Annotated in this window: 27 protein-coding genes and 2 pseudogenes; 13 read left to right on the forward strand and 16 right to left on the reverse strand. The window is 74.0% G+C overall.

Annotation, left to right across the window (positions count from 1 at the left end; all coding sequences use genetic code 11):
* The 8 genes from ACIHAD_RS21090 to ACIHAD_RS21125 all read right to left on the reverse strand — a co-directional run bounded on the left by ACIHAD_RS21090 (window position 1) and on the right by ACIHAD_RS21125 (window position 8,394).
* Complete coding sequence (locus ACIHAD_RS21090; protein WP_397356212.1) at window positions 1-1,554, reverse strand: FAD-binding oxidoreductase; 1,554 nt, start codon at window positions 1,552-1,554, stop codon at window positions 1-3.
* A complete protein-coding gene (locus ACIHAD_RS21095) occupies window positions 1,551-3,224 on the reverse strand; it encodes a glycerol-3-phosphate dehydrogenase/oxidase (RefSeq protein ID WP_397356213.1) in 1,674 nt (557 codons plus the stop codon). The genes ACIHAD_RS21090 and ACIHAD_RS21095 overlap by 4 nt, the downstream gene beginning before the upstream one ends.
* A complete protein-coding gene (locus ACIHAD_RS21100) occupies window positions 3,221-4,747 on the reverse strand; it encodes an FGGY family carbohydrate kinase (RefSeq protein WP_397356214.1) in 1,527 nt (508 codons plus the stop codon). The genes ACIHAD_RS21095 and ACIHAD_RS21100 overlap by 4 nt, the downstream gene beginning before the upstream one ends.
* Window positions 4,744-6,177, reverse strand: a complete 1,434-nt coding sequence (locus ACIHAD_RS21105; protein ID WP_397356215.1) for an MFS transporter — start codon at window positions 6,175-6,177, stop codon at window positions 4,744-4,746. Before ACIHAD_RS21105 ends, ACIHAD_RS21100 begins: the two co-directional genes overlap by 4 nt.
* 148 nt (window positions 6,178-6,325) lie before the next feature.
* Entirely contained in the window at window positions 6,326-6,454 is a 129-nt protein-coding gene (locus tag ACIHAD_RS21110) for a hypothetical protein (protein ID WP_397356216.1), read from the reverse strand.
* Between the two features lie 5 nt (window positions 6,455-6,459).
* On the reverse strand, window positions 6,460-7,059 hold the full coding sequence (locus tag ACIHAD_RS21115) for a hypothetical protein (protein WP_397356217.1): 600 nt from the start codon (window positions 7,057-7,059) through the stop codon (window positions 6,460-6,462).
* 34 nt (window positions 7,060-7,093) lie between these two features.
* Window positions 7,094-7,564 carry a hypothetical protein gene (locus ACIHAD_RS21120; protein ID WP_397356218.1) on the reverse strand — a complete coding sequence of 157 codons (471 nt, stop codon included), beginning with the start codon at window positions 7,562-7,564 and terminating at the stop codon, window positions 7,094-7,096.
* A gap of 425 nt (window positions 7,565-7,989) precedes the next feature.
* Entirely contained in the window at window positions 7,990-8,394 is a 405-nt protein-coding gene (locus ACIHAD_RS21125) for a hypothetical protein (protein ID WP_397356219.1), read from the reverse strand.
* 155 nt (window positions 8,395-8,549) lie between these two features.
* Between ACIHAD_RS21125 and ACIHAD_RS21130 the strand changes: the two genes are divergently transcribed.
* Window positions 8,550-9,083: a hypothetical protein gene (locus tag ACIHAD_RS21130; protein ID WP_397356220.1), complete on the forward strand. Its 534-nt coding sequence runs from the start codon at window positions 8,550-8,552 to the stop codon at window positions 9,081-9,083.
* Here ACIHAD_RS21130 and ACIHAD_RS21135 read toward each other — a convergent pair.
* Window positions 9,043-9,231, reverse strand: coding sequence for a hypothetical protein (locus tag ACIHAD_RS21135; RefSeq protein WP_397356221.1), 189 nt, complete (start codon window positions 9,229-9,231; stop codon window positions 9,043-9,045). The genes ACIHAD_RS21130 and ACIHAD_RS21135 overlap by 41 nt on opposite strands.
* A gap of 21 nt (window positions 9,232-9,252) precedes the next feature.
* On the opposite strand from ACIHAD_RS21135, the pseudogene ACIHAD_RS21140 reads away from it, so the two are divergent.
* A pseudogene (locus ACIHAD_RS21140) lies at window positions 9,253-9,603 on the forward strand (AAA family ATPase); the annotation flags it as partial.
* The gene (locus tag ACIHAD_RS21145; RefSeq protein ID WP_397356222.1) at window positions 9,600-10,139 is read left to right on the forward strand and encodes a hypothetical protein; all 540 of its coding nucleotides are present in this window, start codon (window positions 9,600-9,602) and stop codon (window positions 10,137-10,139) included. The pseudogene ACIHAD_RS21140 and the gene ACIHAD_RS21145, both read left to right, overlap by 4 nt.
* Before the next feature lie 34 nt (window positions 10,140-10,173).
* On the opposite strand, the gene ACIHAD_RS21150 is transcribed toward ACIHAD_RS21145, so the two are convergent.
* Window positions 10,174-11,010 carry an EamA family transporter gene (locus ACIHAD_RS21150; protein WP_397356223.1) on the reverse strand — a complete coding sequence of 279 codons (837 nt, stop codon included), beginning with the start codon at window positions 11,008-11,010 and terminating at the stop codon, window positions 10,174-10,176.
* A 116-nt stretch (window positions 11,011-11,126) separates the two neighbouring features.
* Here ACIHAD_RS21150 and ACIHAD_RS21155 point away from each other — a divergent pair, with 116 nt between their 5' ends.
* The 5 genes and pseudogenes from ACIHAD_RS21155 to ACIHAD_RS21175 all read left to right on the forward strand — a co-directional run bounded on the left by ACIHAD_RS21155 (window position 11,127) and on the right by ACIHAD_RS21175 (window position 13,549).
* Window positions 11,127-11,726: a helix-turn-helix domain-containing protein gene (locus tag ACIHAD_RS21155; protein ID WP_397356224.1), complete on the forward strand. Its 600-nt coding sequence runs from the start codon at window positions 11,127-11,129 to the stop codon at window positions 11,724-11,726.
* Between the two features lie 224 nt (window positions 11,727-11,950).
* Entirely contained in the window at window positions 11,951-12,643 is a 693-nt protein-coding gene (locus ACIHAD_RS21160; protein WP_397356225.1) for a YqjF family protein, read from the forward strand.
* Window positions 12,644-12,700: 57 nt separating this feature from the next.
* Window positions 12,701-12,985, forward strand: a complete 285-nt coding sequence (locus tag ACIHAD_RS21165; protein ID WP_397356376.1) for a hypothetical protein — start codon at window positions 12,701-12,703, stop codon at window positions 12,983-12,985.
* Window positions 12,955-13,170: pseudogene (locus ACIHAD_RS21170) on the forward strand (alpha/beta fold hydrolase); the annotation flags it as partial. The gene ACIHAD_RS21165 and the pseudogene ACIHAD_RS21170, both read left to right, overlap by 31 nt.
* Before the next feature lie 211 nt (window positions 13,171-13,381).
* Window positions 13,382-13,549 (forward strand): hypothetical protein, encoded by a 168-nt coding sequence (locus ACIHAD_RS21175; protein WP_397356377.1) that lies wholly within the window; start codon window positions 13,382-13,384, stop codon window positions 13,547-13,549.
* Between the two features lie 39 nt (window positions 13,550-13,588).
* Here ACIHAD_RS21175 and ACIHAD_RS21180 read toward each other — a convergent pair whose 3' ends face one another.
* Window positions 13,589-14,845: a cation:proton antiporter gene (locus tag ACIHAD_RS21180; RefSeq protein WP_397356226.1), complete on the reverse strand. Its 1,257-nt coding sequence runs from the start codon at window positions 14,843-14,845 to the stop codon at window positions 13,589-13,591.
* 188 nt (window positions 14,846-15,033) lie between these two features.
* Between ACIHAD_RS21180 and ACIHAD_RS21185 the strand changes: the two genes are divergently transcribed.
* Together ACIHAD_RS21185 and ACIHAD_RS21190 are read left to right on the forward strand one after the other, a co-directional pair.
* Window positions 15,034-15,555 (forward strand): snapalysin family zinc-dependent metalloprotease, encoded by a 522-nt coding sequence (locus tag ACIHAD_RS21185; RefSeq protein WP_397356227.1) that lies wholly within the window; start codon window positions 15,034-15,036, stop codon window positions 15,553-15,555.
* Between the two features lie 84 nt (window positions 15,556-15,639).
* A complete protein-coding gene (locus ACIHAD_RS21190) occupies window positions 15,640-17,058 on the forward strand; it encodes a hypothetical protein (protein ID WP_397356228.1) in 1,419 nt (472 codons plus the stop codon).
* Window positions 17,059-17,107: 49 nt separating this feature from the next.
* Here the strand turns inward: ACIHAD_RS21190 and ACIHAD_RS21195 are convergent, their stop codons facing one another.
* Both ACIHAD_RS21195 and ACIHAD_RS21200 read right to left on the reverse strand, forming a co-directional pair.
* Window positions 17,108-17,632: a GNAT family N-acetyltransferase gene (locus ACIHAD_RS21195; RefSeq protein WP_397356230.1), complete on the reverse strand. Its 525-nt coding sequence runs from the start codon at window positions 17,630-17,632 to the stop codon at window positions 17,108-17,110.
* A 63-nt stretch (window positions 17,633-17,695) separates the two neighbouring features.
* Entirely contained in the window at window positions 17,696-18,295 is a 600-nt protein-coding gene (locus tag ACIHAD_RS21200; RefSeq protein WP_397356232.1) for a hypothetical protein, read from the reverse strand.
* A 123-nt stretch (window positions 18,296-18,418) separates the two neighbouring features.
* Here ACIHAD_RS21200 and ACIHAD_RS21205 point away from each other — a divergent pair, with 123 nt between their 5' ends.
* Both ACIHAD_RS21205 and ACIHAD_RS21210 read left to right on the forward strand, forming a co-directional pair.
* The gene (locus tag ACIHAD_RS21205) at window positions 18,419-18,955 is read left to right on the forward strand and encodes a TetR/AcrR family transcriptional regulator (protein WP_397356373.1); all 537 of its coding nucleotides are present in this window, start codon (window positions 18,419-18,421) and stop codon (window positions 18,953-18,955) included.
* 90 nt (window positions 18,956-19,045) lie between these two features.
* Entirely contained in the window at window positions 19,046-19,519 is a 474-nt protein-coding gene (locus ACIHAD_RS21210; protein WP_397356234.1) for a nitroreductase family deazaflavin-dependent oxidoreductase, read from the forward strand.
* Window positions 19,520-19,540: 21 nt separating this feature from the next.
* Here the strand turns inward: ACIHAD_RS21210 and ACIHAD_RS21215 are convergent, their stop codons facing one another.
* Window positions 19,541-20,038 carry a hypothetical protein gene (locus ACIHAD_RS21215; protein ID WP_397356236.1) on the reverse strand — a complete coding sequence of 166 codons (498 nt, stop codon included), beginning with the start codon at window positions 20,036-20,038 and terminating at the stop codon, window positions 19,541-19,543.
* A gap of 66 nt (window positions 20,039-20,104) precedes the next feature.
* Window positions 20,105-20,656: a helix-turn-helix domain-containing protein gene (locus ACIHAD_RS21220; RefSeq protein ID WP_397356237.1), complete on the reverse strand. Its 552-nt coding sequence runs from the start codon at window positions 20,654-20,656 to the stop codon at window positions 20,105-20,107.
* A 64-nt stretch (window positions 20,657-20,720) separates the two neighbouring features.
* On the opposite strand from ACIHAD_RS21220, the gene ACIHAD_RS21225 reads away from it, so the two are divergent.
* Complete coding sequence (locus ACIHAD_RS21225) at window positions 20,721-21,566, forward strand: alpha/beta fold hydrolase (protein WP_397356238.1); 846 nt, start codon at window positions 20,721-20,723, stop codon at window positions 21,564-21,566.
* A gap of 128 nt (window positions 21,567-21,694) precedes the next feature.
* Here the strand turns inward: ACIHAD_RS21225 and ACIHAD_RS21230 are convergent, their stop codons facing one another.
* The gene (locus tag ACIHAD_RS21230) at window positions 21,695-22,237 is read right to left on the reverse strand and encodes a cysteine hydrolase family protein (protein ID WP_397356239.1); all 543 of its coding nucleotides are present in this window, start codon (window positions 22,235-22,237) and stop codon (window positions 21,695-21,697) included.
* Window positions 22,238-22,465: the final 228 nt, after the last annotated feature.

The raw sequence follows: 22,465 nt of genomic DNA on the forward strand, positions 1-22,465 counted from the left end.
TTAGTGCGCCGTGTTTTCGAAGGACGCGGGCAGGCCCAGCTTGCCGGGGTTCATGATGCCCCGCGGGTCGAGCGCCTGCTTGACCGCCACCAGCGTGGGGTAGCCGCTGCCCAGCGCGTCCCGCATGTACGGCGAGCGCAGCAGGCCGACGCCGTGGTGGTGGCTGATCGCCGCGCCGTGCTTGACGAGCACCGCGGCGGCGGCGTCCCAGGCGGCCCGGTACCAGGCGCGCCGCTGGTCGCGTTCGACGTCGCCGCGCAGCGAGAAGTACAGGCACGCGCCGTCGGTGTAGGCGTGCGACTGGTGGGCCGAGGCGCGCAGCGTGCCGGGGACGGCCTCGACGGCGGCCACGACCTCGTCGTACAGGGTGGGCAGCGCGGCCCACGGCCCGGCGATCTCACAGGTGTCGGAGACGAACCCCGGCCCCCGGACGAAGCCGTCGGCGGCCTTGCCGACGATCATCCGCTCCTCCAGCCAGCGGGCGAAGACGGCGTCGCCGTCCAACGTCACCGACGCGCGTTCGGCGCAGACCTCGGCGGCGATCCTCATGACGGCGTCGACCAGCACCGGGTCGCCCTCGTCGGCGATGAGCAGCAGGTTGGTGCCCGGCTCGCCGAAGTGGGTGCCGCTCTCGTGCCGGTCGTACAGGCGCAGCGCGGCCGGGGTGGCGCCGCGCTGCAGGATCTCCCGGCACGCGTCGAGCCCGGCGGCGAAGGTGTCGAAGCCGTAGGCGATGCCCGCGGCGTAGCCGGGCAGCCGGTGCGTACGCAGCCGCAGCCGGGTGATCACGCCGAGCGTGCCCTCCGAGCCGATGAACAGCTGCCGCAGGTCGGGGCCCACCGCGGCGCGCGGGTAGGTGCCGTAGCTGGCGGTGGTGCCGTCGGGCAGCACCACGTCCAGCCCGACCACCATGTCCTCGATCTTGCCGTAGCGGGTGGAGAGCTGGCCCGCGCCGCGGCAGGCGGCCCAGCCGCCGACCGTGGAGATGGCGAAGGCCGACGGCCAGTGGCCGGTGGTGGCGCCGTGCGTCTCCTGGAGCTCCTTCTCGAACAGGTCGCCGAACATGCCCGCCTGCACTTCGACGATCATGGATTCGGCGTCGAAGGACAGGATGCGGTTGAGCCGGCACACGTCCAGCACGACGCCGCCGTGCACGGGCAGCGCGGCGCCCAGCACGTTGCTGCGGCCGGCCGAGACGGTCAGCGGGAGGCGGTGCTCGTGGCAGATCCGCACGACGGCGGCCACCTGCTCCTCCTCGTCCACCTCGACGACGACCGCCTCCGGCGTGGCCGGGCGGCCGTCGGTCTCGCCGATGGAGGTGCCCGCCCACCAGTCGCGGGTGCGCAGGATCACCTCGTCCCGCTCGGTGTGCACGGCGGCGCTGACCGCGCGCAGCTCGGCGAGCACGCTCTCGGGGACCGGCACGACCTTGCCCTGCAGGCTGGCCGGTCCCGTCCCCGGCGGGCAGTCGGCGGCCCAGCGCGGCGGGGTGGGCGCGCCCACGACGTAGTCGCCGCGGTTGAACGGGTGGGTGACGGTCTGCCTGCTGATCATGAAAGTCCCTCCATCAGAACGCTCTTCTCGCGGTCCACGCCGCGTACGTAGTCCTCGACCTGCCCGGCCACCTCGTCGTCGGAGAGGCCGAGCTCCCGCTGGAGCAGCCGGCCCACCTCGGGAGCCGCCTTGACCGACAGGTCACGGGCGAAGACCCGCATCCGGGTGCGCCGCGACAGCACGTCGTCCACGTTCCTGGCCAGCTCGCACCGGGCGGCGTAGACCACCTCGGCCCGCAGGTACTCGCTGCCCTCGACGACCGGCCCGGCCAGCGACGGGTCCTCGGTGATCAGGTCGGCGACGAACCTGGCCTCGGTGCCGTACCGCTCGCCCAGGTGGGCGCCGAGCCCGCCGGTCGCGGTCGTCGCCTCGGCGTCGTAGCCGGCGCCGCCGAGCAGCGGCAGCCGCGCGGTGCGGCAGCGCGCCCGGCGGCCGAGCACCTTCAGCGCCTCGTCCACCGCCAGCTCGCCCATGTGCCTGCTGGTGGTCAGCTTGCCGCCGGTCACCGTGACCAGGCCGAAGCCGTCGGTGGTGATCCGGTGGTCGCGGCTCATGTCGAGCGTGGCGCCCTCCTTCTCGCCGACCAGCGGGCGCAGCCCGGCGATCGAGCCGATCACGTCGTCCGGGGTGAGGTCGGCGTCGAAGGCGGTGTTGGCGCCGTCGAGCAGGTACTGCATCTCCTCGCGGGTGCACAGCACCTCGTCGGGCGAGCCGTCGTAGTCGGTGTCGGTGGTGCCGACCACGACCACGTCGCCCCAGCGGGTGCAGGTGGCGCGGCGGGCCCGGCCGGGCACCGGGACGGTCACCGTGCCGTCCACCGGCAGCCGCGTCCACGGCACCACGATGTGCACGCCCTTGGCCGGACGCACCCGCGGCCGGTGTCCCGGGTCGGACAGCGCGTCCAGGGTGTCGGTCCACACGCCGGTGGCGTTGACGACGACCCCGGCGCGCACCTCGACCGTGCGGCCGTCCACCTCGACGCGGGCGCCGCGCACCCGGCCGCCCTCCTTGACCAGCTCGCGGCAGGTGGCGCCGTTCAGCACGGTGGCGCCGAAGTGGGCGGCGGTCCTGGCGATGGTCAGGGTCAGGCGGGCGTCGTCGGTGCGGCTGTCGTAGTAGAGCAGGCCGCCCTTGAGCCGGTCGGCGCGCAGCCGCGGCGCCCTGGCCAGCACCTCGGCCACGCTGAGCCGCTGGTGCAGGCGGCCGATGCGCCAGCCGCCCGCCAGGTCGTAGGTCCACAGCAGGCCCTCGAACGCCTTGGCGATGCGCGCGTCGAAGACGCCGTCCTGGGCGAGGATCGGCAGCACGAACGGCAGCCGCCGCACCAGGTGCGGCGCGTTGCGGCGGAAACGCTGGCGCTCCAGCAGCGAACGCCGCACCAGCGGCAGGTTGCCCTGCTCGATGTAGCGCAGGCCGCCGTGCACCATCTTGGACGACTTGGAGGAGGTGCCCGAGGCGAAGTCGTCGCGTTCCACCAGCGCCACGCTGAGCCCGCGGGTGGCGGCGTCCAGCGCGGCGTAGCAGCCGGTGACGCCGCCGCCGACGACGAGCACGTCCACCGGCCTGGTGGCCAGCCGCTCGATCTGCGCCTGACGGTCCAGCCGCAGCGGGGTGCGCCGGATGGCGCTGCTGGTCTCCGATCTGGGCTTGCGTTCTGGAAGCCGGATCACGAGGGGGACTCCTCCTGTGGGTACGAGATGTGCCGGGCGAGCAGGTCGCGCCAGGCGGCACGGGCCTCCTCGCGGGCGGCGTCGGGCAACGTGGGCTCGAAGACGGGGACGTCGCCGAGCCCGGCGAGGGCGGCGGGCAGGTCGGGCCAGAGCCCCGCGCGCACGCCCCCGAGGTAGGCGGCGCCGCGCAGGCTGGCCGTCTCGTTGGCGCGGGCGCGGCGGACCGGCCGCCCGACGAGGTCGGCCTGGCTCGCCATCAGCACGTCGCTGCTGGCCAGCCCGCCGCCGCAGAACAAATCGGTGACCGGCGCGCCGAGCGCCTGCTCCACCCCGTCGAGCAGGTCGCACACCGAGTGCGCGATGCCCTCCAGGACGCCCCGGGCCAGCTCGGCCCTGGTGGTGGACAGGCTGAGCCCGGTCAGGACGCCGGTGGCCTCGGGCGACCAGACCGGGGTGCGCATCCCGGCCAGCGCGGGCAGGAAACGCACCCGGCTCGGCCCGGGATGCTCGCGGGCGAGCGCGGTCAGCTGGGCGGGCGAGTCGAACAGCCCGATCTCCTCGCACAACCAGCGCACCGCCGAGCCGGTCGTGGCGGCGTAGCCCTCCAGGCTGAACACCGCCGCGCCGCGCGAGCGCCAGCCGACGAGCGTCAGCACCCCCGGCACCGCACGGCGATGCGCGGGCGGCCGGTCACCGGCGACGGCGTCCAGGAACGTTCCGGTGCCGTGCACGCACATGGCCTGGCCAGGCCGGTGCGCGCCGAGCGCGATCATCGCGGCGTGCTGGTCGCCCATCACCGACAACACCGGCAGCCGTACGCCGAGCACCGACGGGTCGGTGTGGCCGTAGTCGCCGTCCTCGTCCAGGATCCGCGGCAGCACGTCGCGGGGGCAGCCGAGGAAGTCCGCCCAGGGTTCGTACCAGTCGCCGGTGCGCAGGTCGTAGGCGCCGGCGGCGACCGCGTTGGTGGCGGACATGACGTGCCGCGCGCCGCCGGTGAGCCGCCACACCAGCCAGGTGTCGACCGACCCGAACGCCACCCGTCCCGCCTCGTGCGCCCGGCGTGCGGCCGGGTCGTCGCGCAGCACGTCGGCGGCCCACAGCAGCGGGGCGCGCGAGCCGACCGGCCGGCCGGTGTGCTCGACCAGCCGGGCGTCCCAGCCGGGCTCCCACGCCCGCAGCCGGGCGGCGTACCGGCGGTCCTGCCAGACCACGGCCGGGGTGAGCGGCTCGCCGGTGACGGTGTCCCACAGCAGTACGGTGGCCCGCTGGGTGGCGATCGACACGCCGGTGACCTCGACGTCGTGCGCCCGCGCCCACTCCAACGCCTCGGCGCAGACCTGGGCGGTCTTCGCCCAGATCTCCATGGCGTCCTGCTCGACCCGCAGGTGGTCGGGGGAGTGGACCGAGATGGGCCGGTAGGCGGGCGGGGCCGCGGTGCCGTCGTCCAGGACGACCGCGGCGCGGGTGCCGGTCGTGCCCTCGTCGATGCTGAGGACCCCCCGTCGGGTACGGCCGGTCATCGGCGCTCGTCCCTCTTCGGCAGCGCGATCTCCTCCTCCTCCAGGTTGACCGCCACACGGGTGGGGTCCCACTTGATCAGCAGGCAGGTGACCAGGCCGACCAGCGGCACCACCGACAGCACCATGAGGCTGGCGCCGACCCCGATGCCCGCCTGCAACTGCGGGAACAGGTACAGGCCGGCGACCGAGCCGAGGCTGCCGAGCATGCCGGTCACGCCGGTGCCCAGGGTCCGGATGTCGCTGCGGTAGGAGAGTGCGGCGATCGACTTGCCGTTCGGGCCCGGCCCGGCGGAGTGGAAGAAGATGAACAGCACCGGCAGCAGCGCGGCCAGCGCGACCGGCAGCTCCTTGAACGTCGCGCCCATCACCAGCAGCGCCACGAACACCACCGCGTACCCGGCCATCGAGCTGACCCGCAGGCCGAGGCGCCGGCCCGTGTAGGCCGCCAGGCAGCCGCCGACGATGCCGACCGCGTTGAACGCCATCGACCCGATCGTGGCCTTCTCGAACTCCTTGCCGAACAGCTCCAGGCTGATCACCGGCAGGTACCAGCCGACCGCGAAGTACTGCATGGCCTGGGTGAGCGAGATGACCGTGGACAACACCGTGCGCGGCAGGTACGGCTTGCGGAACAGCACGCCCGCGTCGGTCATCCCCACCTGCCGCCCCTGCTCGGCCGGGCCGCCCTCTCGGGTGTCCTCCTGGACGGCGAAGCCGTACATGCGGCGCAGGGCGGCGGCCGACTCGCGCAGCCGTCCCTTGGCGGCCAGCCACGTCGGGCTCTCCACCAGGAACGTCAGCTGCAGGACCAGCAGCACGACGGCGAAGGCGGCCGAGGAGCCCACCGACCAGCGCCAGATGTCCGCGCCCACGTCGAAACGGTAGAACACCAGAGTGAGCAGCAGGTTCGTGGTGGTGGCGGTGTACCAGACGCCTTGCCAGAAGTTGAGCCTGCCCTTGAGCGTGGACGGCGTGTACTCGGCCAGCAGCGCCATGGCCACCGCGAAGTCGATGCCGTACGCGATGCCGACCAGGCCGCGGCCGGCGAAGACGGTCTGGAAGTCCGAGCCCGCCGCGGTCAGCAGCGCGCCGAGCGCGAACACCACCTTGGTCAGCAGCAGCGGCTTGACCCGGCCGATCCGGGCGGCCAGCCAGCCGCCGAACGGATTGGAGATGATGGCGATGGCCGGCGCCATGGCGGTGAGCAGCCCGACCTGGCCCGGCGACAGGCCCAGCTGCTTGACCATGGGGGACAGGCCGGCGCCCAGGGCCGCGTTGGAGTAGGCGTCCAGGAACAGGCCCGCCAGGGCGAGGAACCAGATCCAGTTCGCCCGGCCGGCCAGGCTCGTCAGGGTGTTGATGACGTCGGCCGCGTCTCCGGCGTTGCGGATCCGCGTGATGGAGGTGTTCTGCACGGGGGCGTCGCTCATGCCCGGCCGCCTTTCAGGGGGGGTGAGGTCCCTCGCCAGCGGTCCGGATACGACAAAGGCACAGACGAAGACCACTGACAGGGATGTCTTCGTCTGTGCCTGCCGATTGACGGGACACTATGTGCCGGTTGTCCGGTATGTCAAGCAGTCACGGCCGTATCGTCGCAGCTCGCACCCCTTCCCGGCGTGCGGCCGGTCGGGAGCCGCCGCCGCGCAGCACGCCTTCGCGGGTGAACCCGGCCTTCTCCAGCGCCCGCTCCTGGCCGGAGGCGATCACGAGGATCAGGAACCGGCCGCGGCCGTCTGCGCCGGGGAGGCCCGCCGTCCGGCCCGCAGCGCCAGGGCCAGCGCCAGCAGGAACGCGGCGCCCGCGAACGGCACCCACGACAATCCGAACGCGGGCCCGAACGTCCCGCTCACGCCGGTGCGGTCGAGCACCGCGCCCACCGCGAGGCCCGGCAGCGCCTGGGCCGCTCCCGAGACGAGCGCGAGGACGGCGAGCCAGGCGACCCGCGCCGCGTTCCCCCGGCGGTACGGCTCCCCCTCGAACACGGACGTCAGCAGGCCGCCGAGCAGGCGGGCGGCCACGAGCGCGCACAGGCCGCCCACCATGACGTCGGCGCGCGTGAGCACCTGCTCGGCCGCCGTCGAGTCCCAGACCCGCAGCGACAGCTCTCCTCCTCCCGGCGAGACGCCCCCGGGCAGCCGCACCCCGCTGAGCCCGAGCCGGTCGGCGACCTCCGGCCGCGGGACGACGCGCACGGTCATGACCCCCTCGGCCTGCGTGGCGCCGTTGACGGCGTAGGCGACGCCCCACACCCCCGCGACGGCCCCGGCGAACCTGAGCACGTAGAGGACCAGGCGCACGAACAGTCGATCCATGGACGCTCCGAGGGGACGGGCCGATGGCTGTCCATTATGCACAGGTCTTCTCCTCCGGGCGGCAGAACCTGACCTCCGGGACGTCGGCCGACGGCTTGTCCAGCAGCGGCTGGGGCCTCCCGCGCAGGTGCTGGTCGAAGAAGGCCGTGACGTAGGCGCGGGTGACGTCGAGGGCGCGGGCGCCGGGGACGGCGGCGCCGTCCTCGATGCCGAGCTGGTCCATCAGGACGCCCAGGTCGGTGAAGGACGTGTGCGCGGCGCCCGTCAGCAGCAGCCAGCGCTTCCATCCGTTCAGCCGCGTCCAGACGCGTTCCCACGTGGCCGCCGACTCGCCCTTGCCCGGCGTGTACGTGGCCGACTTGCCCAGGAACAGGAACGGCCGTGCCGATCCGTCCTCCGGGAGCGTCGTCTCCACGCTGCCGTCGAGGTCGATGCCGGCGCGCAGCCGGGTGTCCGCCTGCATGGACGCGACGGTGGCCGCGCCGCCCACGGAGTGACCCGCCATGGCGATCCTGGACGGATCGACGAGCCCGGACCCCTTCCACTTCGCCCGCGCGCCGGTGGGACAGGACGACGAGGGGCAGGCTCCGGGGGCGTCCGGCGGGGCGGGCGTCGGTGAAGGCGTTGGTCCGGGTCCTGCTCAGTGTGTCGGGCGGGAGGTCGGCGATCCCGCCGTCCTTGAGCAGCAGCTCGGACGCCTTCGCCGTCATGTACGGGGCCCGCCGGCGGCCCGGCGCCCTGGCCGGGTACCAGAGCGAGACCATGAGCTCGCGCGCCTTGGCCGTGGGGACCCAGGGGTCGGGACGCGAGGTGTCCTTCAGGTACAGGGACGTCGTGCCGACGGGCCGCGACCCGGTCGGGGCCGGCAGGTACGACGCGGCCGCGCCTGCCGGCCGTCCCCTCGGCGCGGGCATCCCGCCAGGGTCTACCTCACTTGCCGGCGGGCGGTACGGCGCGGAAGGCGAGCACCGCCGCGCAGAGCAGCAGCACTCCGCACACGCCCTGCTCGGCGACCATCCAGCTCGGCAGCGGCAGGAACAGCAGCACTCCCACCACCGCGACGAGGATCACGACGAGCACGATGCGCAGGCGCAGGAGCGCCCGGTCGCCTCCGCGCTGGGCCCGGCGGGCGAAGGCGAAGGTGAGGATGGACGTCGCCGCCACGATGACGCCGCGCCCCCAGGCCTCCGGGGTGACGAGCGACGGCGCGACGGCCGAGAAGACGGCGATCGCCACGACGGTCAGCAGGCTGAGCGCGGCGTAGGCGGCGACCAGGATCTTCGCCGTGTGCAGGCCGGAACCGGGCAGCGCGGCGGGAGGGTTCGGCGTGGTCATGGGACATCCTCCGGATCTGTGGTGGTGGGCCGGTCGGACGGCGCCGGCGGCGCCCAGGAGCCGACGCCCCCGGCGCACTCCGCCGCCGCTGACTGGACTCTCCCCCATGGGGAGAGCCCACGCTAGGGGGATTCCACCCAGATCTACCCGGAGAAATGATGACCCCGCGACTGATCCACTGCGACCCCGTCACCTGCCTCAACGTCACGGGCATGGGAGAGCCCGGCGGCGCCGAGCACGTCTCGGCCATCGGTGCCCTGTATGCCGTGGCCTCCGTCATGGGCGGCCCGGCCGGGCCGCTGGAGGGGCGGTGGTGGGTGGAGGGCACCTCCCTGCCGCCGCTGGAGACGCCCCGCGACCGGTGGCGGTGGCATCTGCTGCTGCCGTTGCGCGAGATGCCCGAGCCGGGGGCGGCCGAGGCGGCACGTGAGCGGGCACGCGCGTCCGGGGCGGCCGTGGACCGGGTCCTGGTCGTCACCTTCACCGAGGGCGAGTGCGTGGAGCTGCTGCACGAGGGGCCCTACAGCGAGGAGAAGAGATCGCTGGAGGTGATGGAGGCGTACATGGCCGAGCACGGTCTGGTGCCCAACGGGCTGCACCACGAGATCTACCTGACCGACTTCACCGACCCCGACCCCAGGACGCTGCTCAGGCAGCCGGTCGCCCGCCGCCCGGAGGCTCACCGGTAGACCGCCGCAGCGCGCCGCGCAGCAGGGGACGGGCCGCCAGGGCGACGACCACGGCGGCCAGCACCCCGACGCCCGCCATGAGGACGGCTCTGGTCACCGCCCACACCAGCGACTCGACGTGGTAGGCGGACGCGACGCCGAGGACCACGACCGCCTTCCTGGGGACGGCGGGATGGGCGGCAGGCGCGTCGGCGGGTTCTCGCTGGGCATGAAACAGCGGCTCGGCCTGGCCGCGGCGCTGCTCGGCGACCCCGAGGTGCTGGTCCTGGACGAGCCCGTCAACGGGCTCGACCCCGAGGGCATCCGCTGGATGCGCGGCCTGCTCAGGTCGCTGGCCGCCGAGGGCCGCACCGTGCTGGTGTCCAGCCATCTCATCAGCGAGATGGCGGTCACGGCCGACCACCTGATCGTCCTGGCCGGGGGCAGGTTGCGGGCCGACGCCGGGCTTCGCGAGCTGGTCGGCCCGGGCGCCTCCCTGGAGGAGACGTTCATGGACCTCGTCGGAAGGAGCGAGCGGTGAACGCCGTCGCGGCCGAGTGGATCAAGTTGCGGACCCTGCGCTCGACCTGGTGGGCGCTGGGTGTCGGGGTGCTGATGTCGCTCGCGCTCACCGCGCTCGGCGCCGCCACCGTCATCTCGCGGTGGGACCCGGGCCGTACGGCCGACCAGGCGGCCATGGGCGTCGTGGCCGCCGTGTACGTGGGGGTGATCCTGGCCCAGCTCCCGCTCGGCATGCTGGGCGCGCTGACGGCCAGTGGCGAGCACGCGTCCGGCATGATCGGCGTGACGTTCGTGGCGATGCCGTCGAGGGGCCGGGTGCTGGCGGCCAAGGCGGTCGTGCTGGGCGGCGTCGCGGTCGCCTGTTCGCTGCTCATCGCGGTGCCCGGCTACCTCTACGGACGGTTCGTCGCCGCGGAGTTCCACCCGTCGGCGCTGCCCGCCGGCGCCTGGACGGTCATCGCCGGCGGCACCCTCATGATCGTGACGACCACGCTGCTCGGGCTGGCGCTCGGCATGATCCTGCGCAACGGCGCGGTCGCGACCGCGCGCTCCTGACGCCCGTCGGGCCGCCCGCGCGTACGGCGCCGGCTCAGGGCAGGGCGAGGAGGCTGACGGCGACGGCGGCGGCCCCCAGGCCGACGAGCTGGCCGCGGTGGATGCGTTCGGCGAGCACGCCGCGGGCGAGCAGGACCGTGCCGGCCGGGTAGAGGGCGGTGATCACGGCCACGACGGCCAGGTCACCGCTGCGGGCGGCGAGCAGGAACAGCAGGTTCGCCACCGAGTCCAGCACGCCCGCGGTGGCCGACAGCGCGTACGCGGGCCGCTCGGAGCCCAGCTGGCGGCGCAGCAGCCCGGCCGCCGTCAAGGTGACGGCCGAGGAGACCGCGCGGCCGACGATCAGCGGCGCCACCCCGCTGTCGGCGGGCGCCTGGTGCAGGAAGACGAGCTGGAGGGCGATCGCCGACCCCGCGCCGAACGCCAGCAGCAGCGCCGTACGCGACGGACGCGCCGAACCCCCGCCGTGCCCCGCGCTGACGAGCACGACCGCCACCAGCGCGAGCGGCAGCCCCACCAGCCCGGCGGCGGACAGGTGCTCGCCCTGGAGCAGGCCCACGGCGACGGGCAGCGCGGCCGAGATCAGCGCGGTCACCGGCGACAACACGTTCATCGGGCCGATCGCCAGCGTGCGGTAGAGCAGGGCGAACACGGCGGCCGAGGCCACTCCCGAGGCCGCGCCCCAGCCGAGCGCCGCGGGGCTGAACGACGCGCCGAGCATCGGCCACAGCAGCAGCTCGACCACGAGGCTGGCCGGGGCCGCGACCATCACGGTACGCAGCACATGGGCCTTGCGGGCACCCAGGCCGCCGAGGAAGTCGGCGCAGCCGTAGGCGAGCGAGCTGCCCAGGGCCAGCAGCAGAGCGATCACGACACCTCCCGGACATCCATTGGAACGACCAAAGAGTACAGTAGAATGACCGCAACATGCCAACAGACCGACCGCGCAGTACATTGCACTGGTCTGCCTGCGAGGAAGGTGAACAGATGGCCGAGCCGGCCCAAGCCCTGCGAACGGTCGCCCACAACGTCAAGGCCGCCCGCACCCGCGCGGGCCTGTCGTTGGAGGAGCTCGGCCGGCGCGCCCAGGTCAGCAAGGGCGCGCTGGTGGCGCTGGAGAAGGCGCAGGGCAACCCCAACCTGGCCACCCTGGTCCGGCTGGCCGACACCCTCGGCGTCTCCGTCTCGGCCCTGATGCAGGGGCCGCCCGAGGGCCGCCTCCGCGTCGTGGCCGCCGACGCCGTCATCCCCTTGTGGACCGGACCGCGGGGCGGCCAGGCCCGGCTCATGCTGACCACCGCGGGCCCGGCCCCGGTCGAGGTCTGGCGCTGGCGGCTGGAGCCCGGCGAGGAGTACCCCAGCCAGCCCCACCAGGCCGGGGTCGTGGAGACGCTCAGCGTCGTGTCCGGGCGGATGACGCTGATCCTCGACGGCGTCGAGCATCCCGTCGAGGCGGGCCAGACCGCCACCTTCGACGGCGACGCCCCGCACGGCTACCGGGGCGCGGGCACCGGCACCTGCGACATGATCATGACCGTCCAGCTCCCACCCGGCCCCTGGACCCTCGGATCACCCGCGGCTCCGTGACCTCATGGGCGGGGACCGGCCCGCCGGAGAGCCGTCAGGCGGCCTCCGGCGGCCAGGGATTGAGCCGCGGAGCCTCGGGTAGGGCAGGCGGCGGTCCGCCCCCGTCGTGAGGAGACTTGGATGGAGCACCGCCACACGCCCTGCACCCCGCGTCCGGCGCGCCACGACGGCAGAGTGCTCGCCGAGCACCGCCGCACGGCGTGAAGGCGCCGCCGTCCCCTCGCGTGCCGCTGCCGGTCATGTGTCACCGGTGGGCGCACATCACGTTCCTGCACTGGCGGTACCCGGCCGAGGTGGTCCGTGGGCTGGTGCCGGACGAGCTCGCCGTCGAGACCATCGACGGGTCGGCGTGGGTGGGCGTGACGCCGTTCCTCATGGAGGACGTACGGGTGCCCGGCCTCCCCGCCGTGCCGTGGCTGTCCGCCTTCCCGGAGACCAACTGCCGCACGTACGTGCGGGACGCGCGCGGCCGTTCCGGGGTCTGGTTCCTGTCCCTGGACGCGGGCAGGCTCCTGGCCGCACTCGGCGGGCGATCCGGCTACCGGCTGCCCTACCACTGGTCCGACATGTCGGTCGAGATCGAGCGGCACCGCCGCCGGTACCGCTGCCGCCGGCGGTGGCCGGGCCCGGCGGGCGTACGGTGCGACGCCGAGGCGGAGGTGGGCGGCGTCCTCCAGGAGAACGAGCGGGACGAGCTCGCCCACTTCCTGACCGCCCGCCACCGCCTGTTCACCAGGGTGGCGGGCCGGCTGGCCGCCGCCGAGGTCGAGCACCCGCCCTGGCCGCTCCAGCACGTCGAGCTGACCGGCCTCGACCAGGACCTGCTCAGGGCCGCGGGCCTGCCCGCCCCCGGCGGTGCCCCCCTCCTGCACGCCTCGCCGGGGGTGGACGTACGCGTGGGCATGTGGTCCTGGTGATCGCGGAACGCCCCGGACGCTTCCGCCCATCCCCGGCGTGCTCGGGTCCGGCGGCCGATGCGAAGACCAGTCCTGGTCCTCACCCTCTTAGCGGCCCTGGCGGCGCCGCTCGCGCCGGTCCCCGCGGCCGCCGCCGCGGCCCCGGCCGTGCGGTGGGCGCCGTGCGCCGAGGATCCCGCGGTCGACTGCGGGACGATGACCGTGCCGATCGACTGGAACGACCCGCGCGCCGGGACGTCCGAGCTGGACCTGGCCCGGCGCAGGGCGAGCGCCCCGTCCACACCGGGTACGCGATCCGCGACCTCGACGCCCTGCGCGCCGCCCTCGGCGACGACAGGCTGACCTACTACGGAGTCTCGTACGGCACCCTGATCGGCCGGCTCTACGCCGAGCGCTACCCGCGCCGCGTCCGCGCCCTGGCCCTGGACAGCAACATGGACCACAGCCTCGGCACCCAGGCGTTCCTGGACACCGAGGCGTGGACCTCCCAGGACTCCTTCAACGAGTTCGTGTCCTGGTGCGGGCGGACCGAGTCCTGCGCGCTGCACGGCAGGGACGTCCGCGCGGTGTGGCACGACCTGCTGGCCAGGGCCGACCGGGGCGAGCTGACCTTCCCCGGTCAGCCGGACGTCAAGCTGCGCAGGCTCGACTCATCGGCCTGGCCTTCGGCGCGTTCTACGGCCCCGCCTGGAGCCGGCTCGCCGGGCTGCTGGCGACCATGGAGAGCGGCGCCGCACGGTGAGCCCCCTTCTCGCGCCGCCCGTCAAGGCGGCCGGGGAGACCGTCAACGACGCGACCTTCGTCTTCTGCCAGGACTACGCCCTGCCCGTCCGCGGCTACCGCGACTGGGACCGGATGCTCCGCCCGTTGCCGGGCCGTCCCGGGTGGACGTCGGTCCTGCGGTAGGCGTACGGCGGCGCGGCCCCCTCTCCGCGAGGCCGCGTCCTACCCCCGGGCGCCGGGCGTCACGCGCTCGCGGAGGGCGTCGAGGCGGGCCATGGCCGGGGTGGCGGTGATGCCGTGCAGGACGACCGAGAGCATCACGGTGAAGGCCGTCACCGCCCACAGCTCCTCGGGCGGCACGCCGAAGTCGGCGTGACCCAGCGCGTACGCCAGGTAGAACAGCGACCCCACCCCGCGGATCCCGAACAGGGAGATGACCCGGCGCTCCCGGGGGCCGGCCAGGCCGCGGATCTGCGCGAGCCGGGCCGACAGCGGGCGGATGACCAGGATCAGCAGCAGGCCGACGAGGGCGCCGCGCCAGGTGAGCGGGGCCAGGCCGCCGGCCGCGACGAAACCGCCGAGCAGGAGCAGCAGCCAGGAGGTGAAGAGCCGTTCGAGCTGCTCGACGAAGCCGTGCAGGACGTTGTTGTAGCCGTGGCCGTGCTCGACCCGGCGGATGGCGCAGGCGGCGACGAACACGGCGATGAAACCGTAGCCGCCGGCCAGTTCGGTGACCCCGTAGGCGAGCAGGGTGGCGCCCAGGGCGACGAAGCCGTCGCGGCGCTCGGCCAGGCGCAGCTCCTCGGCGGGGGAGTGGAAGAACAGCCGGCCGAGCAGGCGGCCGATCAGCAGGCCGCAGACGACCCCGGCGACGGTCCGGTGGAGCACGTCCGTCAGCGCCCACTCGCCCGTCCAGCCCAGTCCGCCGGCGGTGGCGAGGGCGATGGCGGCGTACACGATGGGGAAGGCCAGGCCGTCGTTCAGGCCCGCCTCCGAGGTGAGGGCGAAGCGGACCTCGTCGTCGGCGTTCTCGGCGTCGGCGGGCTCGCCCACGCTGACGTCGGAGGCCAGCACCGGATCGGTGGGCGCGAGCACGGCCCCGAGCAGCAGCGCCGCGGCGACGGGCCAGCCCAGCAAGCCGGTCGCCGCGGCCGTGACCCCGGCGACGGTCAGCGGCATCGCCCAGCCGAGCAGCCGCCAGGTCGTCGACCAGCTCCGTAACCCGATCCGCCGGTTGAGCGCCAGCCCCGCGCCCATGAGCGAGACCAGCACGCAGATCTCGGTGATGTGCTCGACGGCCGCCCGATGGGCGACGGGGTCGGGCTCGGGCAGCCCGATCGGCAGCAGGTACAGCCCCATGCCGCCGAGCAGGTAGACCAGGGGAGGGGAGAAGGCCCGGCGGGAGAGCAGGCCGGGCAGGACGGCGGCGAGCAGGGCGGCGGCGCCGCCGAGGGCCAGGACGAGATCGGGGGTGGACATCCCGGCCCCCCTGCCCCGCGCAACTCACGACAATCTTGCTTTGTGCCTCCAAACCGCTCAGTGTCGCCCGCGCCGGCGAGCCGGTGCCGCCAGCGTCATATGGCGGCAATATGCACCAATTGCTACTTTTCTGGCTCCTGAATTCCTGCATACCGTGACATGGCCCCCCAACCCCTGGAGGAGGATCCGTGTCAAGGTCTCTCCGTGTCGCGCTCTCCGTCATCCTCGCCCTCTCCTTCCTGCTGGTCACCTCCCCGGCCCAGGCCGCCGTACTGGTCCGGGTCGTGCGGTACGACGCCTCCCGGTCGGCGGAGTTCGTCAACGTGGTGAACCAGGCGGCCCAGGTCTGGAACGCGAACGTGGTGAACGTCCGGCTCATGCAGGGCACGCCCGCGAGCTTCGTCGTCCTGGCCGACGACGGCTGGCCCAGGACGCTGCCGACCAGCCTCGGCCGCGGCACGATCTGGATGGGCCGCCAGGCGGTCGACCAGGGCTACTTCCCGCTGCGGATCGCCACGCACGAGATCGGCCACATCCTCGGCCTGCCGGACCGGCGCACCGGGTTGTGCAGCGACCTGATGTCCGGCTCCAGTGCCCCCGTGAGCTGCACGAACGCCACCCCCAGTGCGGCCGAACGGGCCGAGGTGGACCGCAACTTCGCCGGCGGCGCCCCGGCGGTGGAGTTCGGCCGCGTGCACGAGGACCGCTGACCCCGCCCGGCCGTCCCGCCTCCCGGTCCGGGCGGCGGGACGGCGTCGTCCCCGCGAGACACCTCCCGACGTGAGGATCAGCGCATGCCCCGTTCGAGAGCCGTCCTGTCAGTCCTCGCCGCCGCCTCGGTCCTGACGGCCGGCGCACCGGCCGAGGCGGCGGCGGACGCGCCGTTACCCTCGGCGATCTTCCGCGCCACGCACAACAGCTACTCGGGCAACGTCACCGGCGCCAAGAACTCGATCGCCTACCAGCTCGACCACGGCATCCGTTTCGTCGAGCTCGACGTCCACGACAACGGGTACGCCACCGCCCACGACTACTCCGTCGGCCACGACGCGCCCGGCGACGAGGTCGACCACGCGGGCAACCCGGCCTCCAACCTGCTCGGCGACTGGCTCGCGGTGATCGACGGCTGGTCGGCGGCGCATCCCGAGGCCGCCCCGATCGTCGTCGCCCTCGACCTCAAGGACGACCTGACCGACAACCCGTCCTACGCCGCCGGCAACCTGGCCGCGCTGAACCAGAAGCTCGTCTCCGCCTTCGGGCCGCGGCTGTTGCGGGCCGAGGACTACCCGTCCGGGCCGCCGACCGTGGACGCGCTGCGCGGCCGCGTGCTCACCGTGATCTCCGGCGACGGCGGGACCCGTACGCAGTACAAGCGCGACGTCGGCGCCAACCCGGCAGTCGCGGCCAACAACCGCGGCCAGGTCGTGGAGGTGCACGACTCGGGCGCCGGCGCGCTGTGGTACTGGAGCGGCAGGTACGGCGCCGACGGCCGCGTGACCTGGCTGCGCCACGGCAGGTACGACACCGGCGTGACCCCGGCCGTCGCCCTCAACGACAACGGCGACCTGGTCGAGGTCCACCAGTCCCAGAACGCCACCACGCTCTGGTACCACGTGGGACGCCTGGACGCCGACGGCGAGATCACCTGGTCCGCGAGCCGCCAGTACGACAACGGCGTCCTGCCCACGGTCCGCTTCACCGACGCCGGCGGGACCCGGCTCCGGGAGATCCACCGCAGCCAGAGCGGCGCCCAGAACTGGGAGTGGTCCGGCGCGCTGGACACCGCCGCGACGAGCGTCGCCTGGAGCGGCAACGCCAGGACCTCCGACGCCCGCCACGACAAGACCACCTCGGCCGGCGGCGCGCCCCGCGTGCACGTGTGGACCGGCGCCGACGGCCCGACCCCGTCCAGGACCCTGCGGGTGGACACCGACGCGGTCACCGGCGACCGCATCCGCCACCAGCAGGTCGCCTTCGACGAGTTCCAGCAGGGGGACAGCGCGGAGCTGCGGCAGGACGCCCTGTTCTACGCGGCGCCCGCCGGGCAGACCTCGTTCCTCACCGAGGCGCGGCGGGCCGGACGGCTCGTACGCGGCTGGGACTTCGACTCGGCCGGCCAGGCGACCGACCCGCCGGCGAACTACCCGGCCACCAACCACCCGTACGACACCTGGTACCGGGACCTGCTCACGCGGGCGGGCGCCGTCGAATGACCGGCGGGCCGGGCGGGGCGGTCGCCGTCGTGTTCCCGGCGGCGGGCCCCTACGCCGGGACCGGGTGACCGGCCGGACGGCGGCGGGTCAGCACGTGGGTCGTGCCGCCGTCGTCCTCGGCGATGTCGCGTACGTGCTCGAAGCCGAGCCTGCCCAGCACGGCCAGCGAGGCGAGGTTGGCCGGCGCCACGGTGGCGTGCACCTCCGTGAGGCCCAGGGCGTCGAAGCCGTGGGCGACGATCGCCTCGGCCAGCTCCCGGCCCAGGCCCGCGCCCCACACCTCAGGGGTGAGCGCGTAGACGAGCTCGTGGCCCGACACCGTGTCGGTCGGCTTGATCTCGGCGTGGCCGATCAGCGCGCCGTCCCGGCGTACGGCCCAGACGGCGAACAGGTCCTGGGCGTAGACCTTGCTGAAGATCCGGCCGAACAGCGCGCGGTCCTCCGCCTCGGTGCCGGTGCCGTCCCCCATCCATCGCGTGACCTGCGGATTCTGGAACAGGGCGACGAAGGCGTCCTCGTCCTCGGGGACGTACGGCTCCAGCAGCAGCCGCTCGGTGCGCAGAGTAGGGGTCATGAACGGCGAAGCTACTCGAAAGCCGCATTCCGTACGAATCTTTTTCCGCCGGAGCGCCGCCGGTCAGGCTTCCAGCTCGGCCGCCCGGCGCAGGTCCTTCGGGCGGCCGAGGGCGCGGCGCATCCGGACCAGGTCGTCGCGCGAGACGTAGCGCACCTTCAGGCCGTCCGGGCCGGTCGCGGTCACCGCGCGGTCCAGGCACTCGCCGACCTGGAACCCTCCCCAGGGGAGCGCCGGGGTGCAGCAGTCGCCGCCGGCCCCGGCTGAGGTGAACCGCACCTTCGGGCGCAGGAGGGAGTCCGGGTGCGCGGCCAGGGGGCGGCCCGTCTCGTCGCCGAGCCGGGCGCCGACGGAGGCGAAGGCGGCGGCCAGGGCCGGGGCGTGCTCCGGGACGCCGTCCCACAGCAGGTCCAGGTCGCCGGTCAGCTCGGCGGACCCGTGCATGATGCCGGCGACCTGCCCGATCACCACGGCCCGGACGCGGTGCCGGTGGAGGGCTTCCAGCAGGGGGAACGGGTCGAAGCCGAGGGCGCCGTCGGTGCCGACCGTGCCGGCGTCGTCGTCGGCGTCCTCGTGGCCCACGCCGGTGGCCCCCCGTTCCAGGGCCAGTTCGCGGGTACGTCGTGCGGCGGCGCGGAGGCGTTCCAGGGGTTCGTCGATCATCCGGACATGCAACACCGGCCACCGGCCCTGGCGCACGCGAATTTCCGGTGCTAACTTGGCCGTATGACCAACTTGGCCGATCGGCCAAATTCGGCGCGTGGCGACCGCCGTCGTGAGCAGTTGGTGGAGACCGGGGTCGCGTTGCTGGGCGAGCACGGGTGGCCCGGCGTCACCACGCGGGCCGTGGCCGAGCGGGCCGGCACCAACCCCGGCCTGATCCACTACCACTTCGGCGGGCTGCCCGGCCTGCGCGAGGCGATCTTCCGCCGCGCCACGGACGTCGTCATCAACCCGCTGGTCACCGAGCTGCTGGCGGCCGAGGACGAGCGCGCCGCGCTGGCCCTGATGCGCGACCTGCCGGCCCGGGCGGCGGGCGACGAGCCGATGACCCGGCTGGCGGCCGAGCTGATCGTGGGCGCCACCCGCGACCCGGCCCTGGGCGTGGTGCTGCGCGACGAGCTCCGCCGGGCCCGCGCCCGGATCGCCGCCCGCCTCGCCCGCCTGCGCCCCGGCTGGACGGCCGCCCGCCTGGACGGCGTCGCCACGCTCGTCACCGCCGCGATCGACGGGCTGATGCTGCACCACATGATCGACCCCGGCCTCCCCGTCGGCGAGGCGCTGTCGGCGGTGGAGGACCTGCTGGCGGCGGACGGCTCATGACGGGCCCGGCCGCGAGTCGTCCGCACCGAGGTCGCGCGGGCGGTCGGGGAGGGCGTCCCGCCCCCACCCAACCACGGAAGGGACCGAACCATGGAGATCGTCGCAAGACCTGACCCGCCGACCGGGCTGAGCCGCCGGCTGTGGCGGCTGCCCATCCTGCTGTACCGCCTCGGCCTCGGGCCGCTGCTGGGCCGCCGCGTCATGCTGCTCACCCACACCGGACGCGTCTCGCGCCTGCCCCGCCGGGCCGTCATCGAGGTCGTCCAGCGTGACGGGCGCGGCTACGTGGCCGCCTCCGGCTTCGGCCCCAGGGCCGACTGGTACCGCAACGTCAGGGCCACCCCGCAGGTGACCATCCAGGTGGGGGGCCACCGCTTCCGGGCCACGGCCGTACCGCTGGAGCCGGGCGAGGGCGCCGACATCATGGCCCGGTACGCCCCCCGCCACCCGGCCGCCGCCCGCCGGCTCTGCAAGATCATGGGCTTCGCCGTCGACGGCGGCGTGGACGACTACCGCGAGGTCGGGAGCCACATCCCGTTCGTCCGCTTCGTTCCCGCCGAGTGATGATCCCCTGGGCGGCCGCGATCAGGTGCGGAGGGTGGCGAAGCCGTCCAAAGCCTTGAGGATCTCGTCGCGGAAGGTGCCGCTGCCGGTGTGCCCGGAGTCCTCCACGATCACCAGGCGGGCGTCGGGCCACGCCTGGGCCAGGTCCCAGGCGTACTCCAGGGGCGCGCCGAGGTCGAAGCGGCCGTGGATGAGGACGCCGGGGATGCCCGCCAGCCGGTGAGCCTCCCGCAGCAGCACGCCCTCCTCCAGCCAGGCGCCGTTGGAGAAGTAGTGGGAGCAGATGCGGACGAGCGCCGCCAGCCGGTCCGGCGGCCGGTCGCTGTAGGCGTTGGGCTTGCCGTTCGTCTCCAGCGAGATGACCGTGTCCTCCCACGCCGTCCAGTCGTGGGCGGCCTTGGCGCGGACCGCCGGATCGGGGTCGGCCATCAGCCCGGCGTGCAGCAGCCAGCGGTCCACGCCCAGGGGCTCGCGCAGCCGTGGACGACCAGCGCGGGCTTGCCCTCGGGGTTGCCGCACGCCTCCCAGTGGGTCGAGCGTGACCCGGTCGCACCCGCGCAGCGTCATCCACAGGGCGCGGGCGGGCTATCGGTCGGTCTCGTGCGGAGGCAGGTCGCCGGAGGGGAACAGGATCGCGCTGAGAAGGTAGGGGGCGCGGCCGGGGGCGGGGGTGTTGCCCAGGCGGTCGCCCAGGACCGCCAGCAGGTCGGTCAGCATCGCGGCGAGCTCGTCCGGGCTGAGCCACAGGGTGCCCTGCCGGTAGGAGACCGAGTCGGCGACCGGGTCGGCGCCCTCGCGGCGCAGGTAGGCGTCGAACTCGGCGATCAGGACGGCCATGGCGGCGGCGAACCCCCTGCGGTGGTCGTCCGGCGACATCGCGGCGGCGGCGCCGGCGTCGATCGCGGGACGGTCCTGGCGCAGCCGGTAGCGGCGTTCGGTGGCGCCGCGTACGCGCTGCTCGCCCTCGACCTCCAGAAAGCCGCCCTCGGTGAGGTGCGCGACCTGGCGGTAGACGGTGATCTTCGGAACCTCGGGCATGCGGGCGCAGAGCTGCGCGATCGTCATCGTGCCCGCGGCGGACACGGCGTGCACGATGCGCAGCCGTACGGGGTGCAGCAACTGCTCGACGGGGTCCATGGCCCAACGATTTCATATGAGATACCGTTATCCAAAATGAAAACGTTCGAGCGGAGGAGGCGGCATGCGGGACGTGCGGGGGCGGGTGGTGCCGGTGAACGGGCGGCACGTCTACGTCGAGGAGTCCGGTGAAGGGCCCTTACCGGTGGTGTTCGAGGCGGGCGGCGGCTGCGGGCGTACCTGCTGGGACGCGGTGACGCCGCTGCTGGCGACCAGGGCGCGGCTGGTGGCCTACGACCGCGCCGGGCGCGCGCTCAGCGGCCCCGCCGCCGGGCCGCTCGGCATCGACGACCTGGCCGCCGACCTGGTCGCGCTGACGGAGGCCGTCGTACCGGGGGAGCTCGTGCTGGTCGCGCACAGCATGGGCGGGCTGGTCGCCCGCCGGGCCGCCGAGCTGTTGGGGCCTCGGCTGCGGGGGCTGCTGCTGGCCGACGTCCTGCCGGAGACGTCGCCGGTGTACGACACCTGGGACCGGACCACCGAGCAGATCGACCGCATGATGGCGGTGACGCAGGCGCTCAGCCGGTTCCGTCCCCTGGCGCGGCTGTTCAGTGGGAACGTCCGGCGGCTGTTCCCGGCCGACACCTACCGGACCATGCTCGCCGAGGACTTCACCCCCGCCGGGGTGGCCCAGACCCGCGGGGAGATCCGGGCGGTGGCCGCCGCGATCCCGGAGTTCCGGGCGCGTCCGCCTCGGCTCCCTGAATGCCCGACGATCGTGCTGTCGGTGACCCGCGCCGCCCGGGGGCGCGAGCGCCAGCACGCCGCCAACCGCGAGCACCAGCGCCGCTACGCCGAGAGCCTGCCCGACGGGCGCCACGAGGACATCTCCTCGGGGCATCTGGTGCAGGCCGAACAGCCGCACCTCATCGCCGACCGCACAACCCGCCTCCTCCACCTCACCCCCTGACCCGCCCGCGAATGGGGGCGGCCCTTCGGTGTGGTTCGGGGAGTGGCCGCCCCGCGGCCGGCGGCGCCCCCGGCCCCGGGCGAACCCGGCCGGCCCCTGGCCGGGCCGGTGCCGCGAACCCGTACGGCTCATCCGGTGAAGCAGTCGCCGGACGGGGTGAGCCGGGCCGACATGTTGCGCTCCATCATGTTCAGCGCGGCCTGCCCGAGATCCTGGTGGATGGCCGCCACGCAGTCGGGCGGCACGGTGAGCTCGTAGTGCCGCACGTACGCGTCCAGCGCGCTGTACAGCACGCACTGCTCCGTCACCTGCCCGGCCAGGACGACCCGCTCCACCCGGCTCTGCGACAGCAGGTACTCCAGGGGCGTGCCGAAGAAGGCGCTGTGCCGCACCTTGGGCAGGAACGCGCACCCCGGCGGCGGCAGGATCGGCTGCACGAGGTCGGGGCGCCGGCCCTTCATCGCCCGCTCCTCGATCTCCCGCCGGTCGGCGGCGAAGTCGCCGTAGTTGTCATTGACGTACACCAGCTCGACGTCGTCCCGGTCGCAAGCCCGCGCGACCAGTTCCGCGAGCGGTTCGACGATCGGCTCCACCTGCCGGGCGAGCTGCTCGGCGTCCTGGTGCTCGTACGGGTTCAGCATGTCGATGACGACCAGCGCAGATCTTGCCATGACTTCTGTCCTGTCCAGCCGCCCACCGTTTTATCCTGGACAAATCGGGGCAGACGGCGCACCGCGGCCATGCGCCCGGCGACCGTGGTGGCCTCGTCCTCGCTCGGGCAGCGGAGGTTCCACAGCGGAGCGCCCGGATCGCGGGCGAGCCACGGAACCTCCGCATCTTCGGCGGCGGCCACGCCGATCGCGGCGCGGCCGCCCTCGCCGACCGAGGCGTCACCCCCG

The sequence above is a fragment of the Nonomuraea sp. NPDC052265 genome (genome assembly GCF_044547985.1).
GTDB lineage: Bacteria > Actinomycetota > Actinomycetes > Streptosporangiales > Streptosporangiaceae > Nonomuraea.

Bases quoted from the DNA above. Each gene is read 5' to 3' on its own strand.
- ACIHAD_RS21125 (WP_397356219.1), bottom strand. From the start codon at position 8,394: ATGACCACGCCGAACCCTCCCGCCGCGCTGCCCGGTTCCGGCCTGCAC.
- ACIHAD_RS21190 (WP_397356228.1), top strand. From the start codon at position 15,640: ATGCCCCGTTCGAGAGCCGTCCTGTCAGTCCTCGCCGCCGCCTCGGTC.
- ACIHAD_RS21230 (WP_397356239.1), bottom strand. From the start codon at position 22,237: ATGGCAAGATCTGCGCTGGTCGTCATCGACATGCTGAACCCGTACGAG.
- ACIHAD_RS21180 (WP_397356226.1), bottom strand. From the start codon at position 14,845: ATGTCCACCCCCGATCTCGTCCTGGCCCTCGGCGGCGCCGCCGCCCTG.
- ACIHAD_RS21165 (WP_397356376.1), top strand. From the start codon at position 12,701: ATGCGAAGACCAGTCCTGGTCCTCACCCTCTTAGCGGCCCTGGCGGCG.
- ACIHAD_RS21120 (WP_397356218.1), bottom strand. From the start codon at position 7,564: ATGGCGGGTCACTCCGTGGGCGGCGCGGCCACCGTCGCGTCCATGCAG.
- ACIHAD_RS21225 (WP_397356238.1), top strand. From the start codon at position 20,721: ATGCGGGACGTGCGGGGGCGGGTGGTGCCGGTGAACGGGCGGCACGTC.
- ACIHAD_RS21105 (WP_397356215.1), bottom strand. From the start codon at position 6,177: ATGAGCGACGCCCCCGTGCAGAACACCTCCATCACGCGGATCCGCAAC.
- ACIHAD_RS21220 (WP_397356237.1), bottom strand. From the start codon at position 20,656: ATGGACCCCGTCGAGCAGTTGCTGCACCCCGTACGGCTGCGCATCGTG.
- ACIHAD_RS21210 (WP_397356234.1), top strand. From the start codon at position 19,046: ATGGAGATCGTCGCAAGACCTGACCCGCCGACCGGGCTGAGCCGCCGG.
- ACIHAD_RS21155 (WP_397356224.1), top strand. From the start codon at position 11,127: ATGGCCGAGCCGGCCCAAGCCCTGCGAACGGTCGCCCACAACGTCAAG.
- ACIHAD_RS21100 (WP_397356214.1), bottom strand. From the start codon at position 4,747: ATGACCGGCCGTACCCGACGGGGGGTCCTCAGCATCGACGAGGGCACG.
- ACIHAD_RS21130 (WP_397356220.1), top strand. From the start codon at position 8,550: ATGATGACCCCGCGACTGATCCACTGCGACCCCGTCACCTGCCTCAAC.
- ACIHAD_RS21115 (WP_397356217.1), bottom strand. From the start codon at position 7,059: ATGGATCGACTGTTCGTGCGCCTGGTCCTCTACGTGCTCAGGTTCGCC.
- ACIHAD_RS21195 (WP_397356230.1), bottom strand. From the start codon at position 17,632: ATGACCCCTACTCTGCGCACCGAGCGGCTGCTGCTGGAGCCGTACGTC.
- ACIHAD_RS21200 (WP_397356232.1), bottom strand. From the start codon at position 18,295: ATGATCGACGAACCCCTGGAACGCCTCCGCGCCGCCGCACGACGTACC.
- ACIHAD_RS21090 (WP_397356212.1), bottom strand. From the start codon at position 1,554: ATGATCAGCAGGCAGACCGTCACCCACCCGTTCAACCGCGGCGACTAC.